The sequence below is a fragment of the Aminipila terrae genome, assembly GCF_010120715.1.
GTDB lineage: Bacteria > Bacillota > Clostridia > Peptostreptococcales > Anaerovoracaceae > Aminipila > Aminipila terrae.
Window position 1 is genome coordinate 2,812,183 of record NZ_CP047591.1, and the last position, 18,395, is coordinate 2,830,577.

Here is an 18,395-nt window from a genome sequence, read left to right on the forward strand (position 1 = left end):
GCCAGTTTTGTTATAGCTGATAAAATGCTTTGCATCAATTACTGCGCCTAATCAGGAGTGCATAATTACTGTACTTCTATGATTGTTTATAACCAAGGAAGGCATTATAAAATGTGGGATGAAACACAATTTGCCTGAAGGTTAATAAATAAAAAAGAAATAAAAAAGAAATAAAAAAGAGATGGAGGATTCCGATGATGGATTGGAAAGAAATTTATGAAAGCAGAAAATGCACTGCTGATGAAGCTGTGCAGAGAATTAAGAATGGCGACAGAGTAGTGCTTGCTCATTGTGTGGCAGAACCAATAACACTAGTTGATGCAATGGTAGCAAATGCAGAAAATTATAAAGATGTTACTGTGTCTCAGATGGTTACTCTGGGCAAAAGCGAATACACAAAACCTGAATACAAAGATCACTTTAGATTTGAAGGGTGGTTTACCAGTGCAAGTACCAGAAACTGTTTAGCTGAGGGCTATGGACAATTTGTACCTGTATATTTTCATGAAGTGCCTAAATATATAAGAAAAGGGATTTTCCCGGTAGATGTGGCTATGATTATGGTATCATCACCTGACCGTAATGGATTTTGTTCTGTAGGTGTATCTTGTGATTTTACTATGCAGGCCATAAAATCGGCTAAGATAGTGCTGGCTGAAATTAATGACCAGGTTCCGGTTGTTTATGGGGAAACCTTTGTTCATATAAGCCAGATTGATGCTTTTGTGGAAACTTCCCATCCACTGCCAGAATTGAAGTTGCCGGATATATGTGATGTTGAAACAGCTATTGGAAAACACTGTGCTTCTCTTATAGAAGATGGATCTACATTACAGCTTGGTATAGGGGCTATTCCAGATGCTGTATTATCCCAGCTTAAAGATAAAAACATTTAGGAATTCATTCGGAAATGATTTCTGATGGGGTGGTAGATTTGTATGAAGCAGGAGTTATAGACTGCACAGAAAAATCTATTGATAAGGGTAAAATGATAGTTACTTTTTTAATGGGAACAAAAAGGCTGTATGATTTTGTAGCTAATAACCCAATTATCGAAATGAAACCTGTAGATTATGTGAATAATCCTGTTATTGTATCACAGTGCTCAAAAATGGTTTGCATTAATGCTTGTTTGCAGGTAGACTTTATGGGACAGGTGGTGTCTGATACAATTGGAACAAGGCAGTTCTCAGGAGTAGGTGGTCAGGTTGATTTTGTAAGAGGAGCAGCCATGTCTCTTGACGGAAAAGCAAAGGCTATCATTGCTATGCCGTCTATTGTTGAAAAAAAGGATGGAAGTATGATTTCTAAAATAGTTCCATTTATTGAACATGGTGCAGCTGTTACCACCAACAGGCATGATGTGGATTATATTGTAACAGAATATGGCATTGCAGAGATGAAAGGAAGAACTCTTCAGGACAGAGCAAGAGCGCTAATTAAAATTGCACACCCTGAATTTAGAGATGAATTAAAAGATGAATTTGAAAAAAGATTTCATACAAAGTTCTGAATGAAATCTCAAGCCATATATATAAGTTAGCCAGGGAGGTAATTTTGTGCAGGCTTTAAGAGTGGTACCAAAAATATTTTATTTCGATACTTTCAGAGAATTTAATGAAGAATTTAAAATAGGCAGTAAAGACGTTTTAGTCACCAATCAGTGGATGTATAGACCATACGTTGAACCCCTTGATATAAAAACAAATGTTATCTATCAGGAGGCATTCGGAATGGGAGAACCCTCCGATGAAATGATTGACGCCATGGCTGAAGAAATGAAAAAGTATGATTGTGACAGAATTATTGCTTTTGGCGGTGGAACTATAGTTGACATCTGTAAGATATTAGCTCTTGATATACCTGAAAAATCACAGGACCTTTTTACGGGAACTGTAAAGCCGAAGAAACTTAAAAAAGTTGTGGTAGTACCAACTACTTGTGGGACCGGTTCTGAAGTAACGAATGTAGCCATTGCAGAGTTGAAATCCTTACATACCAAAAAAGGTATTGCTGCTGAAGAAACTTTTGCAGATATGGCAGTATTAATCCCTGAATGTTTAGACGGCCTGCCAGACAAGGTATTTGCAACAAGTTCCATAGATGCACTGATTCATGCGGCAGAATCCTATTTGTCTCCAAAAGCTTCTTCTTTTACTGAGATGTATTCTTTGAAAGCCATGGAGATGATATTGGATGGGTATAAGAACATCACTGCTACAGGAAATAACAGAGAGGCAAGAAAACCCTTCCTGAAAGATTTTTTACTTGCTTCTAATTATGCTGGCATTGCCTTTGGTAATGCAGGATGCGCTGCAGTACATGCATTATCCTATTCTATTGGAGGGACTTTTCATGTGCCCCATGGGGAAGCTAATTATCAGTTCTTCACGGAAGTCTTTAAAATGTATATGAGGAAAGCGCCGGAAGGTAAAATCGCACTGATAAATCAGATATTTGCTGATATACTGAATTGTCCTGTAGAAAATGTGTATGAGGCACTGGAATGCTTACTAAATCAGTTGATTTCCAGAAAGCCATTAAGAGAATATGGAATGACCAAACCACAAATCCATGAATTTACCAAGATGACTGTGGAAAACCAACAGAGACTACTCGCAAATAACTATGTTTCTTTAACCAATGAAGAAATAAGACAAATCTTTGCTAATTTATATTAAAATGTATTAAAATAGCCAGAGTCGGATTAATTCTGGCTATTTTTTATGCAAAAATATTAATAAAATATTAACAGAACCTTAATAATCTATATTGGACTTGGAAAACTCTTGAAATAGTAAAAGCGAAAAGTTATAATGGAAAACTAAGGGTATATAAGGGTACGAAATGTATACAATAAAAAAAGGGAAGGAAAGAGAAGGAATATGAATCAAAATATTGTAACAGAAACCAGTAAAAATATCAGGGCGCTAGCACGCGTATCGTTGCAGGGTAAATGGAAAATGGCAGTTATTGCAACTGCTGTTTATATGGTTGCACTTATGCTGCCAGCAGCTATTTTAGATGTTATTTTCAGCGGAAAGGCTAGTGCATCACTATTATCCAGCTTGTATACAATCCTGGTGACAGCACCATTCACTATAGGCTATTCTATTTTCTGTTTAAATCTATTCAGAAGAAATGAATGTGAAGTGGCTCAGGTATTTTATGGATTTGAGAAATTCTTCAAGGCTTTTGGTCTTTACTTTATGATGTGCCTGTTCATTTTTTTATGGACTTTATTATTAGTGGTTCCTGGAATCATAGCTGCATACAGATACAGCCAGGCATTTTTAATTATGGCAGACCATCCTGAATATGGAATTATGCAGTGTTTATCCGAAAGTAAACGAATGATGATTGGAAATAAGATGAAATTTTTCTGCTTAGAGCTTAGCTTTATTGGATGGGCACTATTAGCATCCATTCCGATGATGGCTATTTCTGGAGTAATTACATTTACAAATCCTGCACTGGCAGGTTTTGGTTCTTTAGTAGGAAGCATTGCCTATTTCTGGCTAACACCTTACATATGCGTAGCAGGTGTTGCATTTTATGAGCTTGCTAATGGAAACCTGATGCCAGGTGTGATTGAATGTGAGCCAATGTCTTTTGAAGGAGAAACTTTCAGAAGTGATGTAGAAGTACATAATAACGAGGATGAGAACAAAGAGAACTAATATTGACATGTGAAATTTATTATGTTAATATGAGTTAGAAAAAAAGAATAATATGTCTTCAGGGCAGGGTGTGATTCCCTACCGGTGGTTATAGCCCACGAGCCGCAAGGCAGATTCGGTGTAATTCCGAGGCCGACAGTATAGTCTGGATGAAAGAAGATAAGTGCAGGTTTTATATTGCGTTTAGTTTTTTTGCTCTGAAATGTTTACATTTCAGAGCTTTTTAAATTTAAACGGCTTTAGATTTAAGATAGAACCTGAAAAGAATTATGAGTATATGTTGTTAATATATAAAGCATAATAAAGATGCCCTGGAGAATTATCCAGGGTATTTTTTTATATAAGTTAAGTTATAGATTTGGAGGTGATATCTTGACAGATGAAAAATACATGCAGCTTGCTATAGAACTGGCAAAAAAGGCAGAGGGGTGGACAAATCCTAATCCCCTAGTGGGTGCCATCGTTGTAAAAAACGGAAATATTATTGGGCAGGGTTATCATGAAAAATTAGGGATGCCTCATGCAGAACGAAATGCCCTTGCAAATTGCACTGAGGACCCTAAAGGGGCAACCATATATGTTACCTTGGAACCTTGCTGTCATTACGGAAGAACTCCTCCTTGCACAGAGGCTATTATAGAAAAGGGAATATCCAGAGTTGTGGTAGGTGTTCAGGATCCAAATCTAATTGTAGCTGGAAAGGGTATAGGAATATTAGAAAAATCAGGTATTCAGGTTACTCTTGGAATTTTAGAAAAAGAATGCAGAGAATTAAATAAGGTCTTTTTTCATTATATGATTGAAAAAAAACCGTTTGTAGCTATGAAATATGCAATGACTATGGATGGAAAAATTGCTGCATATACAGGAAAATCAAAATGGATAACGGGAGAAACAGCCAGAGACCATGTTCATATGCTGCGGCATAAATATATGGCCATAATGGTAGGAATAGGAACCGTACTGAAAGACAATCCAAGACTGGATTGCAGACTTCCAGGGCTGAAGAATCCAAAGAGAATAGTTTGCGATACAAACTTAAGAATACCAGTAGATTCTTACATTGTTTCTACAGCAGGGAGCATAGAAACTTATATAGCTACAGCATCTGATGATAATGAAAAAATCAAGAGGCTTACAGAAGCAGGATGCTTCGTTTTATCCATTCCTAAAAGTCATAATCATATTGATTTAAATATTCTTATGCAAATCCTTGGAAAGAAAGGAATCGACAGTATACTTCTTGAAGGAGGTGGCACATTAAACTATGAAGCTTTGAATAAAGGTCTGGTGGATTATGTTTATGCATATGTGGCACCAAAAATATTTGGAGGGAAAGATGCTCTTACAGCTGTTGAGGGCACAGGGGCGGAGAACCCGGAAAAAGCATTCTTACTGAAGAACAGAAAAATCACATTACTGGGCGATGACATATTGATGGAATATGAAGTTTAAAGGGGGCAGATAAATGTTTACTGGAATCATTGAAGAAAAAGGAACAATAATATCTGTTATAAAAGGCAGGAATTCATCCAGGCTTGTTATTAAAGGCAATAAGATTTTTAACCAGATAGAGCTTGGTGACAGTGTGGCTGTAAATGGAGTTTGTTTAACGGTGACAAAATTAGGAAGTAATACCTTTGAAGCAGATGTAATGGGAGAAACTCTTTCCAGGAGTTCTCTGGGCAGTTTAAATCAGGGGAGTCCGGTTAATCTGGAAAGAGCCATGGCAGCAGGTGGAAGATTTGGAGGGCACATGGTTTCCGGACATATTGATGGAACAGGAACTGTTGAGAGCAGGGTTCCTGATGAAATAGCTACATGGATAACCATTACTGCAGGAACGGACATAATAAAATATATTGTACAAAAAGGCTCCATTGCCATAGACGGGGTGAGTCTGACTGTAGCAAAAGTGGACAGTGACAGCTTTCAGGTTTGTCTGATACCTCATACTGGAAAGGAAACTACCTTACTGGATAGAAAAGTGGGTGAAATAGTAAACCTGGAAAACGATATCATAGGAAAATATGTGGAAAGATTTCTTGGTTTAAAAGGTGAGACAACTAGAGTACAAAGTCATATTAGTATGGAGTTTCTTGAAGAAAACGGATTTTAGGAATCAGGTAATAGGAGGATAAGAGAATGTTTAAATATAACACAATTGAAGAAGCTATTATAGCCCTTAAGCAGGGTAAGATGATTGTTGTGACGGATGCGGAAGACAGAGAGAATGAAGGAGACTTAATCTGTGCGGCAGAATTTGCCACTACAGAAAATGTGAACTTTATGGCAGCCCATGCAAAGGGATTAATATGTATGCCCATGGGCAAAGCTATGGTGGATAAACTGGGTCTGCATCAAATGGTTCAGAAGAATACAGATAATCATGAAACCGCTTTTACTGTATCTATAGATCATGTGGATACTACTACTGGAATTTCAGCAGTTGAGCGGTCAATAACGGCCATGAAAACCGTAGAAGAAGGAGCAAAACCTGAAGATTTCAGAAGACCGGGACATATGTTTCCCCTACTGGCAAAGCCCTACGGTGTTCTGGAAAGAGAAGGGCATACGGAAGCAACGGTGGACCTTCTGAGGCTGTCGGGACTCAAAGAATGCGGCTTATGCTGCGAAATAATGCGGGAAGATGGAACAATGATGCGGACTTCAGAATTAAAAGGATTTGCACAAAAATACGGACTTGTCTTTATTACCCTTGAAGCACTTAAAGACTACAGAAAGCGTACAGAAAAACTGGTAGAAAAAGTTGTAAAGACTAAACTTCCAACCAGGTATGGGGATTTTACAGCATATGGATACGTAAACGATATAAATGGAGAACATCATATTGCACTGGTTAAAGGAAATATAGAAAAGGGGGGACCGGTGCTCTGCAGAGTTCATTCTGAATGCCTTACAGGAGATGCACTGGGATCAATCAAATGTGACTGTGGGGAGCAGTATGACGCTGCTATGAGGCAAATTGAAAGTGAAGGACGTGGTGTGATGCTGTATATGAGACAGGAGGGTCGTGGAATCGGACTGATCAATAAGCTCAAAGCATATGCTCTTCAGGATAAAGGGATGGATACTGTAGAAGCAAATCTGGCATTGGGATTTGAAGAAGATTTGAGAGATTATTTCATGGCTGCTCAGATTCTGAAGGATTTAGGAATAAAGGATGTGCGTCTCATGACAAATAACCCGGATAAAGTACAGCAGCTTTCTAAGTACGGTATAAATATTTCAGAGCGGGTGGGTATTGAAATTGAAGCAAATCCAAATGATCTTTTTTATCTAAAAACAAAACAGGAAAAAATGGGTCATATTCTGAGTTATCATTAAAATTTCATTTTAAGGGTTATAAAACAAAAGAAATAAGGAGAATATAAAATGAAGGTATTTGAAGGAAATCTGGTAGCAAAAGATATAAAGGTAGGCATTGTAGCAGGAAGATTCAATGAGTTTATTGTGTCCAGGCTGCTTTCAGGGGCTATTGACGGACTCACAAGACACAGTGTGGAAGAGGATAATATTGAAGTGGCCTGGGTGCCAGGAGCTTTTGAAATTCCTTTGATGGCGTCTAAAATGGCCAAATCTGGCAGATACGATGCGGTCATCTGTCTGGGGGCAGTCATCAGAGGAAATACGACTCATTATGACTATGTCTGCAGCGAAGTTTCAAAAGGCATTGCTCATGTAGGGCTGGAGACGGGTATACCTGTAATGTTTGGGGTTATTACTACAGAAAATATAGAACAGGCTATAGAACGTGCAGGCACAAAAGCTGGAAACAAAGGGTATGACTGTGCCCTGGGAGCAATTGAAATGGTCAACCTTATGCAACAGTTTTAAAATATAGAACAAACATAGCAAATACAATTTCGGAACATTTAAACCGTTTCTTTCATATTATAGCGAGAGTAGTAATTTGAAAGGGGCGGTTTTTTGTGGCTTTAGAAAGGCATATTTATCCGGGCAATAACACAACTGAAGGTTTTTATTCTTATTATAATTACATATTGGGACAACGTGAGGCAAACAGAATTATTTGCATAAAAGGTGGGCCAGGGGTTGGAAAGTCCACCTTTATGAGGAAAATAGGTGAGACATACCTGGAAAAGGGAGAAGATGTAGATTTTATGCATTGTTCTTCAGACAATAACTCGTTAGACGGCGTGGTTCTTAAAAACAGGAGAATAGCGCTTATTGATGCTACCAGCCCTCATGTGGTGGATTATAAATGCAAATCATTATATTGGACAAGCAAGTATATTAACAGAAGAGAAACCTCCCGCCGTAGATATATAATCGATACGGTCAGGAGGTCTAAAAATTCTATTTATTATATCAGGTATACAAAATAAATATAAACGGAGCAGATTACTATGGTTAATAACATAATAGGAAAGGCTAGTTTAAAATATTGTCCAAAAGTTATTTTATGCCCATGCTGTTCAGACATACCCGTTGCAATAACGTTTGCACTTGCACCAATGATTGTCCCATTTCCCCCAAGGCATGCGCCCAGAGCTAATGCCCACCAAAGTGGATCCAGGGTCATACCAGAGAGTGCGCCCATATCCTTTATCATCGGAATCATAGTTGCAACAAATGGTATATTATCAATAAATGCAGATGCAATGGCGGAAACCCATAGAATGGCAAAAGCAGTCAGCATAAGGTCCCCATTTGTCAGGTTCAGTACATTTTCAGCAATCAGTTTGATGATACCTGTTTCCTGAATACCCCCAACCATTATAAATAATCCAGCAAAGAAAAATATTGTTTTCCATTCTACTTCCTTGAAAACTTCTTCTATATTTTCTCCAGAAATGAACATCAGAATCACAGCGCCGGTCAGAGCAATGGTTGCAGATTCATAATGAAGCACTCCGTGGAGTATAAATCCTAATACGGTTAGGCCCAGTACTACCAGTCCTTTATTCAGAAGAACTTTATTTTTTATACATTCTTTTTCATTAACAGCCATAACTTTAGCTTTCAATTCTTCTGTAGTGATAAGTGCTTTTTTATATATAAAAGCGAATATTAGTGTTGTTAAGATTAATATTGGAAGTATAATAACTCCCAGATTCTTTGCAAAATCTAAAAAGGTTAATCCTACGGAACTGCCAATCATAATATTTGGCGGGTCCCCAATAAGTGTTCCAGTTCCTCCCACATTGGATGCGAAAACAGATGAAATAATAAACGGAATCGGGTTAACTTTCAATTCCTCTGCTACGCTGAGGGTAACAGGGAGAATCAGAAGTATTGTGGTAACATTATCAAGAAAAGCTGAAACGATTCCCGTAATCAGGGATAAAAGAATTAATATTATAACTGGTTCTGCTTTGGCTACCTTTACTGTTTTAACTGCAAGATATTCAAAGACTCCTGTTCTCTTTACGATCATTACAATCAGCATCATACTAATCAAAAGCACAATTGTATTAAAATCAATGTGTCCAAAAGCGCTTTCCTGACTGGTAATCCTTAATAAAACCATCAGCGATGCGCCCGTTAGCGAAACAATCGTTCTGTCAAACTTGTCCCAGATGATGAGTGCATATGCACCAACAAATATAACTGCCGATAAAATTAATTCACTTGATACTCCTTCCATTGTGTCCTCCTTTATAAATGATATATAAAAATGCAGTGCATTTATTATATTTAAGTAGTTAACAAATATAACTAAGATTGCTGGAAATATGAAGCCAGAATGATAATAAAAAAGGTGAAGAACCCACTAAGTGAGGTTCCCACCCAAGAAGTCTAAAACTCTTGAAGAAAAGTTAACATTTGTTATCACGATACTAACACGAACTAATTTGAAATATTTTATATAAAATATTATATTCTGTTATATTTATCCTGTCAATAATTTGAAAAAACTTTAGCTTGTTAGCAAATTAAAATATGTGGGCCCATTTGGATTTTAGACATATAAACCCAAGTGCATTGAATATGATGTAATTTAGAGGAGGTGTATACATGGAAGTAGAGGTAGATGGAAATATATATATTGTGAATGAAAGCTATGAGATACCAGATAAAGAAAGAAGAGAGCAGATTATAGCAGAGAAACTGGCTTCAATTATTGTGATAGAAAATCACAGAGAACTCGAATAAAAATATGTTTAGGGGAGAGCTGATATGAACAGAGTAGCAATATATTGCAGGCTCTCAGATGAGGACAGAATCAAAGAAAGAAATAAGGACTCAGAGAGTATTCAAAATCAGAAAAATCTTCTCATGGATTATGCACTAAATCAAGGGTGGGAAATTTATAAACTATATAGTGATGATGACTGGTCTGGTATGGATTCAGAAAGGCCAGAATGGAATCAGATGATTTCAGATGCACAAAACAGCCATTTTAACATTGTATTATGTAAAAGCCAGGCTAGATTTACAAGGGATATGGAAATGGTTGAGAAATATCTGCATACTTTATTCCCTATGTGGGGAATTCGTTTCGTGGGGTTTGCAGACAATGCTGATACAGAGAATAAAGGCAACAAGAAAGCCAGGCAGATCAATGGTCTTGTAAATGAATGGTACTGTGAAGATATATCAGAAAATATTAAAGTAGTTTTTGATAAAAAAAGACGTGATGGCCTGTATATAGGAGGGATTGCTCCATATGGATTAATGAAGAAACCAAATGCTAAGGGAAAGTTAATAATTGACCCGGAGGCAGCTGTAATTGTCAGACGCATTTTCCAACTGTACCTAGAGGGATATGGGGCTTTAAAGATTGCAAAGGTTTTAAATGATGAAGGAATTCCTAATCCGACCAAATATAAAATGATGCATGGTATCAACCTACAAAAGAGAGAAAACCTGGGTTTGTGGACTGGAGTCACGGTGCGAAAAATATTGAAAAATGAAATGTACATAGGAAACATGGTGCAGGGGGTTCACAGAAAGATTAGTTATAAATCAAAAAAATGTATTTTGGTACCAAAGGAAAAGTGGTATATTGTGGAAAACACTCATGAAGCCATAATTGATAAGGAAACCTTTAAACTGGTGCAAAAAATCATGACCAGTAAGCGGCGTTCAGACGGTTCAGGAAAACCACACATATTATCCGGTAAGGTAAAGTGCAGAGAGTGCGGAAGCACCATGGTACGTTTCACTCCCCATAACCGGACAGGAGAATCTCTGTCCTACAAATATCTAAAATGTGGTATGATAGATAGAAAGAAAGGTGTATGTACAGGACATTACATAAGGCTGGACAGACTGGAAAAACTTATTGCATACATGTTTAAAGAATACCTTAAGGATATTAATGAAGTACTATTAAGAGAAGAATGTAAGAAAATACCATTAACTGAGCAAAAAATAATGAACAGCTTTGACAGAGAACTGTCATATATTGATAAGCAGATTCTACAACGGGAAAAAGCAATAGAAGTTTTATATATGGATAGGCTCAATGGTGATATTACCATGCAGCAGTGGATTCAGATGAAATCAAACTTCCAGCATAAATTGGAAGCATTATTAAATAGAAGAAAAATACTTCAGAATAAAAAAGTCCAGGCATTATCGGACTCGAATAAGGATAGCATGCTGATTGAGAAGATAAAAAAATATAAAAATATGGAGGAATTAGATGTAGGTGTGGTAAATGAATTTATTGAATACATAACTATTGGCGAAAAGAATAAAGAAAATGGAAAGCAGGAAGTAAATATAAAATGGAGATATTAATTGTTTACATTTATGAACCAGCTGCCATGTGGTAGATCCAGTGAATCCAGGGGCAGTGGATCAGATTATCCATTTAGGAGATTACTGGAATGAAAGAGGAATCAGAGAGAACAAACTGGCAGTAATTGAAACTAATGAAAGAATAAAAAGTATGTTCCAATATGCCTATAACTATTTCCGTGCAGCCGGAAAGCTTTACGATAATGTTACAGCTATGTATGACACAGCCATAGAAAGGGCCGAAATCTACAAGCTTACAGCAGCCGTTGTAGGGAATGAGCTGGCACACAAAGAAATCTGTCTGAATCCAGGAAATGTTAAGAAATATTTCGCCAGTGCTATTACCCCAATGGGGATTACCAATTACATAAAAAGCCTTATTAGTGGATATAAAAAAGTATATATCATCAGCAGTCCGGTAGGTCTTTGTGCTACCAGTTTACTGAATGTATTTGCGGAAAGTGTAATTTACAGAGGATATGATGTAGAATTGTATTACTGCCCGATGAAACCGGAAAGTAAAATTGAACATCTGCTGGTACCTGAAATAGGCGTTGCATTTATAAGTGTAAATAAATATCATGATCTGGAACCTTGGGAGATTGCAAATGATGAAGAGGGAAAGAACAACCCAGAGATTGTTCATATTGACATGAATGATATGATTGTAAGAAGAAAGCTGGAAAAACTGGAGACGTTAATTGAAAATAATTGTGTCAGCATGGATAAATTGATTTGTGATGGGATTGAATGTTTAAAACTTGCCAAACAGGAGCATGATTATCTTGAGAGCTTTTATATCCCGAATATGGACTTTAAAAAAATAGATGAATTAAGAAATGAAATTATTGCTAAAATTGGTTAATAAGATGTATAATTAAGGGTAACATATTTTTTGATATATACGAACAATTAAGGAGAACATAAGATGAAAAATAAGTTTATTCCATTGCTTTTTGCAGGGGATATTAATGTATATAGTGTAGCAAGAGCTTTTCACGAAGAATATGGCATTAAGCCATTTGTATATGGAAAATTTCCTACAGGTCCGTGCTACAAGAGCAAAATAATGAATTATAATGCAAATCCAAAGGCAGATGAACAGGATACTTTCCTTTCACTTGTTCTTGGATTTGCAGAAAAGCATAAAGATACCAAAATCCTTTTAATTGGTTGTGGAGACAGCTACGTACAGCTGATCAGCGAAAATAAGGACAGGCTTCCTGAAAATATTATCGCCCCTTATATTCACATTGATATGATGAATAACTTAATTCACAAAGAAAAATTCTATGACATGTGTGAAAAAATTGGTGTGGACTATCCAAACACTTTTGTGCATAAAAAGGAGCTGGGGCATAGTTTTGAACTTCCATTTGATGCACCATTCATAATAAAACCTTCCAATGGTATTGAGTACTGGAGACACCCTTTTACTACCCAGAAAAAGGTATATAAAGCAGACTCAAGAGAAGAACTGGATTCTGTTTTAGATGATATTTATGGGTCCGGTTACGAAGATTCTATTATAATCCAGGATTTTATCCCCGGAGATGACACTTTTATGCGGGTACTTACAAACTATTCCGATAAGAATGGTAAGGTTAAGATGATGTGTTTAGGACATGTTCTTCTGGAAGAGCATACACCTCATGGAATCGGTAATCATGCAGTTATCATAACTGAGCATAATGAAACGGTAGAAGCACAGTTTAAACAGCTTTTGGAAAGTATGAACTATATTGGATTTTCAAATTTTGATATAAAATATGATACAAGGGATGGCAAATATAAAGTATTTGAAATCAATACCAGACAGGGAAGAAGTAATTTTTATGTGACAGGAGCAGGGGCAAATGTGGCCAGATGCTTAGTAGAAGATTACATTGAGGACAGACCTCTTGAAGAGAACTTTGTAAGAAACAGAAATTTATGGCTGGTTGTACCGAAAAAGGTTGCCTTTACTTATATAAAGCCAGAAGAATACAAGAAAGAAATGCGGGAACTGTTTGCAGCAGGAAAATGGGTTAATCCATTATTTTATGCACCAGATAACAATTTAGGAAGAAAGCTGAAACTAATTAAGTCACAGATGGGACATTATGTTAAGTTTAAAAAATATCTTGGAAAATAAGGCAGACAGATACTTTAGGAGAATTTATACATGAGAGAAAAAGGACAAAAAGTTCTAGGTGTAATAGGCGGAATGGGGCCTCTTGCAACTCAGCTTTTTTATAAGATGATCATCGATAAAACAAAGGCCCATTGTGATCAGGACCATTTAAACATGATTATTTTAAATCATGCAAGTATGCCGGACAGAACAACAGCAATTAAAAGCGGAGATGTAGAGGAACTTTATCATAAACTTTTGCATGATGCAAAGTTTTTGGAAGTGGGTGGAGCAGATTACATAGCAATACCATGTAATACATCTCATCTTTTAGTAGACAGGCTTCAGAAGAGTTTAAAGATTCCCATTATCAATATGATAAAGGAAGCAGCTATGTCTTTATACTGCAGGCACGGTGAAAACTTTAAACTGGGGATACTTGCAACCGATGGCACTATTAAAACAAAACTATACCAAAATGAATGTAAGGCACTAGGTATAACAGCAGTGGTACCATCTGAAGAAAATCAGGCAAGGGTTATGAAAATAATTTATGATGGCATTAAAGACGGAAACCCTGTTGACATGAAAGATTTTTATGAAGTTGAAAAAGAAATGAAAGAAGCCGGATGCAAGTGTGTGCTGATGGCATGCACTGAACTTTCCTGCTTTAAAGAAATAAATAATCTTTCCGATTTTTATGTAGATGCAATGGAAGTCTTAGCAGAGAGAGCAATCGTATTGTGTGATAAAAGTTTAAAATAACTTTATAATTTGAAAAACAGAGGTGGTCAGGTGTCAAACAAAATACAGAATTTAAGAGAGTATATAAAATTATTAAAAGATCAGGATTTATTAGTTGAAACCAATGCAGAAGAAGATGCAATGGAAGAGCTGGTGAGATACGTATCCTATAACTCCATGGATGTGAAATATGGAACGCTTTTTATTTGTAAGGGTACGCATTTTACAGCAGAGTACCTGAAGAGTGCTATAAAAGAAGGAGCCTTTGCGTATATAAGCGAAGAAAAGTATGATATATCAGATTTAAAAACAGAACGCAATATACCTTATATTATTGTAAATGATATGAGAAAGACAATGGCTTATATATCAGACAAGTATTATAATCAGGTCTGGGATAAACTGAACCTTATTGGAATCACAGGAACAAAGGGGAAGTCTACCACCACTTATTTTATGAAGGCCATTCTGGATGATTATTTAAAAGACATGAAAAAACCTAAAAGTGCTGTTCTATCAGGAATTGATAATTATGACGGAGTAGTAAATGAAGAATCTCATCTGACCACTCCTGAAACTTTAGATCTCCATAGACATTTTAATAATGCGGTGAAAACAGATATAGAGTATTTATCTATGGAAGTTTCAAGCCAGGCTTTAAAATATCACAGGACCCTGGGAGTAAATTTTACAGTGGGATGCTTCCTAAACATTGGAGAGGACCATATAAGTGAGGCGGAACATTGTGACTTTGAGGATTATTTTCAGTCTAAGCTGAAACTGTTTAATCAGTGTGAAACAGCTTGTGTAAATATAGATTCTGACCATGTAGAACGTGTTCTTTATGAGGCAAAGAAATGCAAGAGAGTAGTTACATTCGGCCTGAATGAAAAGGCGGATATATATGGATACAATATTGCTACCAGTGGAAACAGTATTGTTTTTAATGTACGTTCTGACAGCTTTGACGAAGAATTTAAAATTAACATGCCTGGTTTATTTAATGTTTCCAATGCTCTGGCAGCGATTGCCATTTGTTATTCATTAAATATTCCCCTTAAAAACATACATGCAGGCTTGAAAAAAGCTCAGGTAAGCGGCAGAATGGAAGTCTATACAAATCTCAATAAAGATTTGTATGTAATTGTAGACTATGCTCACAATAAAATGAGTTTTGAGTCTTTATTTGCTTCTATGAAGAGGGAATTTCCTAACAAGAAAATAACAATTGTATTTGGCTGTCCAGGCAAAAAAGCTCTTGCAAGAAGACGTGAGCTTGGGGATATAGCGGGTAAATATTCTGATCATGTATTCATCACGGAAGAGGATGCAGGGGAAGAGCCACTGATGAAAATATGCCAGGAAATTGCAGAACATGTGGAAGAACATGAATGTAAATGTTCCATAATCCCAGACAGAAAAGAAGCTATCAGACAGGCCATTGCAGATGCAGACAGAGATACCGTAGTTCTTGTAACCGGAAAAGGCAGGGAAACAAGGCAAAAGAGGGGAACAAAGTATATTGATACTCCTTCTGATGTGGAATACGTACAGGAGTTTTTGAAGGACAAGTAGGATATGGGAAGTAAATGGACAGGCTTGATTAAAAAGGAGACCGTATTTGTAATTTCTGGGCTGGCAGCTATGCTGTCAGCCTTTTTCGTACCACCTTCTCTGTCATATAAAGGATACATAGATTTTAAAGTAATTGCATTACTATTTTCGCTGATGGTTGTAGTAGCAGGTCTCCAGAAAATCGGAACTTTTGAGATTATCTCCCAGGCACTTTTGAAAAAAGCAAGGTGTGTACGGATTGTATCCTTGATTCTGGTGACCCTGTGTTTTTTTATTGCTATGATGGTTACTAATGATGTTGCATTACTTACAATGGTTCCTTTTACATTAGCAGCCTTAGATTTTTTGAGCGAAAAAAGACTTATATTCATTGTAGTAATGGAAACCGTAGCAGCTAATCTGGGAAGTATGCTGACTCCTGTGGGTAATCCACAAAACTTATATTTGTTTTCATATTTTCATTTAACAGCAATAGAATTTTTAAAGATTACTTTTCCAATCACCCTGTTAAGTTTTATTCTGGTTGTTATAATGACATCAGTGGTACGGGGCCAGAAATTAAATATAGTATTTGATGTGGAAACTATGGTGGAGAGCAAGTTTAAACTTTGTTCCTATATTGGTTTATTTTTTATCTGTATTGCTTCTGTGGTGGGTATACTGGATTACCGGTTAATGTTTATTATAGTGCTTTTATCTATTATAGTGCTGGATTGGAAATTACTTAAAGAGGTAGATTATTTTCTACTGATAACTTTTATATTCTTCTTTATATTTGTTGGAAATGCAGGAAAGATGGATATTATAAGCCGAGTGATTTCACAGATGATACAGGGGAAGGTATTTTTTTCAGCTATAATACTGTCACAGTTTATAAGCAATGTACCCGCAGCTGTAATGCTGTCGTCTTTTACAGATAACTCCAGAGATCTGATTTTAGGAACAGATATAGGTGGATTGGGAACATTAATTGCATCTTTAGCCAGTTTAATATCCTTTAAAATTTATTCCCAGAGGAAGTCTGCAGATAAAGGACGATATCTGATTGTTTTTACGGCTATAAATTTTTTATATTTAATTATATTAATATTTGCATCAACTATTTTATGAAAAGTAAAAAGGGGGAAATGAAATGAACCACATGGAATTAACTCCAGGCGATGTAGAAAAAATTCTGGAGTATCAACGTAACTACTTTAATACTAACATTACAAAAAATACGGAATTCCGGATAAAACAGCTGAGAAATTTAAAAAAGGGAATAAAGAAACATGAAAATGAGATTTCTGAGGCATTGCACAAAGATCTGGGAAAGCATAAAAATGAAGCCTATATAACAGAAATAGGATTTGTATATGCCAGCATTTCCTATATGATCAAAAATCTTGCAAAGTGGGCAAAGCCGGAGAAAAGGCATACCCCTTTATATCTGTTACCATCCAGGAGCTATGTGCAGAGCGAACCCTATGGAACCGTGCTGATTCTGGGGCCTATAATTATCCTGTCCAGCTACTGCTGGAACCGCTTATTGGAGCTATAGCCGCAGGTAATACTGCGGTGGTAAAAACATCAGAAATGGCAGTTAACACTTCAGAAGCTATAAAAAATATGATAGAGGATACCTTTGAAAGCTGCTATATAACGTGCGTAGAAGGTACATTGGAGACTAGCACATCCTTAATAAATTCAAAATTTGATTATATTTTTTTTACAGGCAGCCCTGCAGTAGGAAAAATTGTAATGGAGGCAGCCGCAAAAAATCTGGTACCGGTTACTCTTGAACTGGGAGGGAAGAGTCCTGCAATAGTTGATGAAAGTGCAAACATTAAAGAGGCAGCGAGGAGAATTATATGGGGTAAAATGTTAAATGCAGGGCAGACCTGCGTTGCACCAGATTATGTACTAGTTCATGAATCGGTGGAAGAGGAAATGCTTCTTCAAATGAAAAAGGCTGTAAAAAGATATTATGGAAAAGACGTGGAAAAAAGCAGTGATTATGGCTGCATCATAAACGACAAACATTTTAATAGGATACTTAACTTGATGGAACAGGAGAGAGATTCTATTGTTTTCGGAGGGCATAGTAATGCTGAAACCAGGTATATAGAGCCAACAGTGCTTAGGACGAGTCAATGGAATGCTTCCATAATGCAGGAAGAGATTTTTGGACCAGTGCTTCCCGTTATAAAGTATACTGATCTAGATACAGCTCTTAAGAATATTAAAGAATTACCAAAACCTTTGGCTTTATATCTTTTTACACGAAAAAGGAAGGTTGAAAGAAGAGTACTAAGAGATGTTTCCTCTGGAAATGCGTGTATAAATGATACCATTATGCATATTGCCAATCACTGGTTACCTTTTGGCGGTGTTGGGGGAGCAGGTATGGGAAGTTATCATGGACAGCAGAGCTTTGTAGCTTTTTCTCATAAAAAGGGAGTACTAAAAAAGTCAGCAAGATTTAATAATACGCTGGTTTATCCACCATTTAGCGAGAATAAATTATGGATAGTCAAGAAATTTTTAAAATAGGAAAAATACTAAGAAAA

General features: G+C 36.5%; 17 protein-coding genes, 1 pseudogene and 1 riboswitch. Of the genes and pseudogenes, 17 read left to right on the forward strand and 1 reads right to left on the reverse strand.

The window, feature by feature from the left end:
* Positions 1-194 precede the first annotated feature (194 nt).
* The 9 genes from Ami3637_RS18710 to Ami3637_RS13545 all read left to right on the forward strand — a co-directional run bounded on the left by Ami3637_RS18710 (position 195) and on the right by Ami3637_RS13545 (position 8,050).
* Complete coding sequence (locus Ami3637_RS18710; protein WP_330586640.1) at positions 195-896, forward strand: acetyl-CoA hydrolase/transferase family protein; 702 nt, start codon at positions 195-197, stop codon at positions 894-896.
* 14 nt (positions 897-910) lie between these two features.
* A complete protein-coding gene (locus tag Ami3637_RS18715; protein ID WP_330586641.1) occupies positions 911-1,513 on the forward strand; it encodes an acetyl-CoA hydrolase/transferase family protein in 603 nt (200 codons plus the stop codon).
* Between the two features lie 46 nt (positions 1,514-1,559).
* The gene (locus Ami3637_RS13515) at positions 1,560-2,681 is read left to right on the forward strand and encodes a 4-hydroxybutyrate dehydrogenase (RefSeq protein WP_162363020.1); all 1,122 of its coding nucleotides are present in this window, start codon (positions 1,560-1,562) and stop codon (positions 2,679-2,681) included.
* Positions 2,682-2,885: 204 nt separating this feature from the next.
* Positions 2,886-3,680, forward strand: a complete 795-nt coding sequence (locus Ami3637_RS13520) for a DUF975 family protein (RefSeq protein WP_162363021.1) — start codon at positions 2,886-2,888, stop codon at positions 3,678-3,680.
* Positions 3,681-3,730: 50 nt separating this feature from the next.
* A riboswitch (FMN riboswitch) is annotated at positions 3,731-3,845 on the forward strand.
* 207 nt (positions 3,846-4,052) lie between these two features.
* Positions 4,053-5,135, forward strand: coding sequence for a bifunctional diaminohydroxyphosphoribosylaminopyrimidine deaminase/5-amino-6-(5-phosphoribosylamino)uracil reductase RibD (ribD, locus tag Ami3637_RS13525; protein ID WP_162363022.1), 1,083 nt, complete (start codon positions 4,053-4,055; stop codon positions 5,133-5,135).
* A gap of 13 nt (positions 5,136-5,148) precedes the next feature.
* Entirely contained in the window at positions 5,149-5,799 is a 651-nt protein-coding gene (locus Ami3637_RS13530) for a riboflavin synthase (RefSeq protein WP_162363023.1), read from the forward strand.
* A gap of 26 nt (positions 5,800-5,825) precedes the next feature.
* Positions 5,826-7,028 carry a bifunctional 3,4-dihydroxy-2-butanone-4-phosphate synthase/GTP cyclohydrolase II gene (locus tag Ami3637_RS13535; protein ID WP_162363024.1) on the forward strand — a complete coding sequence of 401 codons (1,203 nt, stop codon included), beginning with the start codon at positions 5,826-5,828 and terminating at the stop codon, positions 7,026-7,028.
* Positions 7,029-7,076: 48 nt separating this feature from the next.
* Entirely contained in the window at positions 7,077-7,538 is a 462-nt protein-coding gene (ribH, locus tag Ami3637_RS13540) for a 6,7-dimethyl-8-ribityllumazine synthase (RefSeq protein WP_162363025.1), read from the forward strand.
* A gap of 95 nt (positions 7,539-7,633) precedes the next feature.
* Positions 7,634-8,050 carry a hypothetical protein gene (locus Ami3637_RS13545; RefSeq protein WP_243158021.1) on the forward strand — a complete coding sequence of 139 codons (417 nt, stop codon included), beginning with the start codon at positions 7,634-7,636 and terminating at the stop codon, positions 8,048-8,050.
* Here Ami3637_RS13545 and Ami3637_RS13550 read toward each other — a convergent pair.
* Complete coding sequence (locus tag Ami3637_RS13550; protein ID WP_162363026.1) at positions 8,029-9,312, reverse strand: ArsB/NhaD family transporter; 1,284 nt, start codon at positions 9,310-9,312, stop codon at positions 8,029-8,031. The two genes, Ami3637_RS13545 and Ami3637_RS13550, sit on opposite strands and share 22 nt — an antisense overlap.
* A gap of 371 nt (positions 9,313-9,683) precedes the next feature.
* On the opposite strand from Ami3637_RS13550, the gene Ami3637_RS13555 reads away from it, so the two are divergent.
* From Ami3637_RS13555 to Ami3637_RS13590, 8 genes and pseudogenes are all read left to right on the forward strand, one after another.
* Positions 9,684-9,821 carry a hypothetical protein gene (locus tag Ami3637_RS13555; protein WP_162363027.1) on the forward strand — a complete coding sequence of 46 codons (138 nt, stop codon included), beginning with the start codon at positions 9,684-9,686 and terminating at the stop codon, positions 9,819-9,821.
* Positions 9,822-9,845: 24 nt separating this feature from the next.
* Positions 9,846-11,414 (forward strand): recombinase family protein, encoded by a 1,569-nt coding sequence (locus Ami3637_RS13560; RefSeq protein ID WP_162363028.1) that lies wholly within the window; start codon positions 9,846-9,848, stop codon positions 11,412-11,414.
* A 28-nt stretch (positions 11,415-11,442) separates the two neighbouring features.
* Positions 11,443-12,279, forward strand: coding sequence for a hypothetical protein (locus tag Ami3637_RS13565; protein WP_162363029.1), 837 nt, complete (start codon positions 11,443-11,445; stop codon positions 12,277-12,279).
* A gap of 63 nt (positions 12,280-12,342) precedes the next feature.
* On the forward strand, positions 12,343-13,548 hold the full coding sequence (locus Ami3637_RS13570) for a carboxylate--amine ligase (protein WP_162363030.1): 1,206 nt from the start codon (positions 12,343-12,345) through the stop codon (positions 13,546-13,548).
* 30 nt (positions 13,549-13,578) lie between these two features.
* On the forward strand, positions 13,579-14,292 hold the full coding sequence (gene cuyB / locus Ami3637_RS13575; RefSeq protein WP_162363031.1) for a cysteate racemase: 714 nt from the start codon (positions 13,579-13,581) through the stop codon (positions 14,290-14,292).
* A gap of 30 nt (positions 14,293-14,322) precedes the next feature.
* Complete coding sequence (locus tag Ami3637_RS13580) at positions 14,323-15,846, forward strand: Mur ligase family protein (RefSeq protein ID WP_243158022.1); 1,524 nt, start codon at positions 14,323-14,325, stop codon at positions 15,844-15,846.
* 3 nt (positions 15,847-15,849) lie between these two features.
* On the forward strand, positions 15,850-16,956 hold the full coding sequence (locus Ami3637_RS13585) for an SLC13 family permease (protein WP_162363032.1): 1,107 nt from the start codon (positions 15,850-15,852) through the stop codon (positions 16,954-16,956).
* Positions 16,957-16,987: 31 nt separating this feature from the next.
* A pseudogene (locus Ami3637_RS13590) lies at positions 16,988-18,378 on the forward strand (aldehyde dehydrogenase).
* Positions 18,379-18,395: the final 17 nt, after the last annotated feature.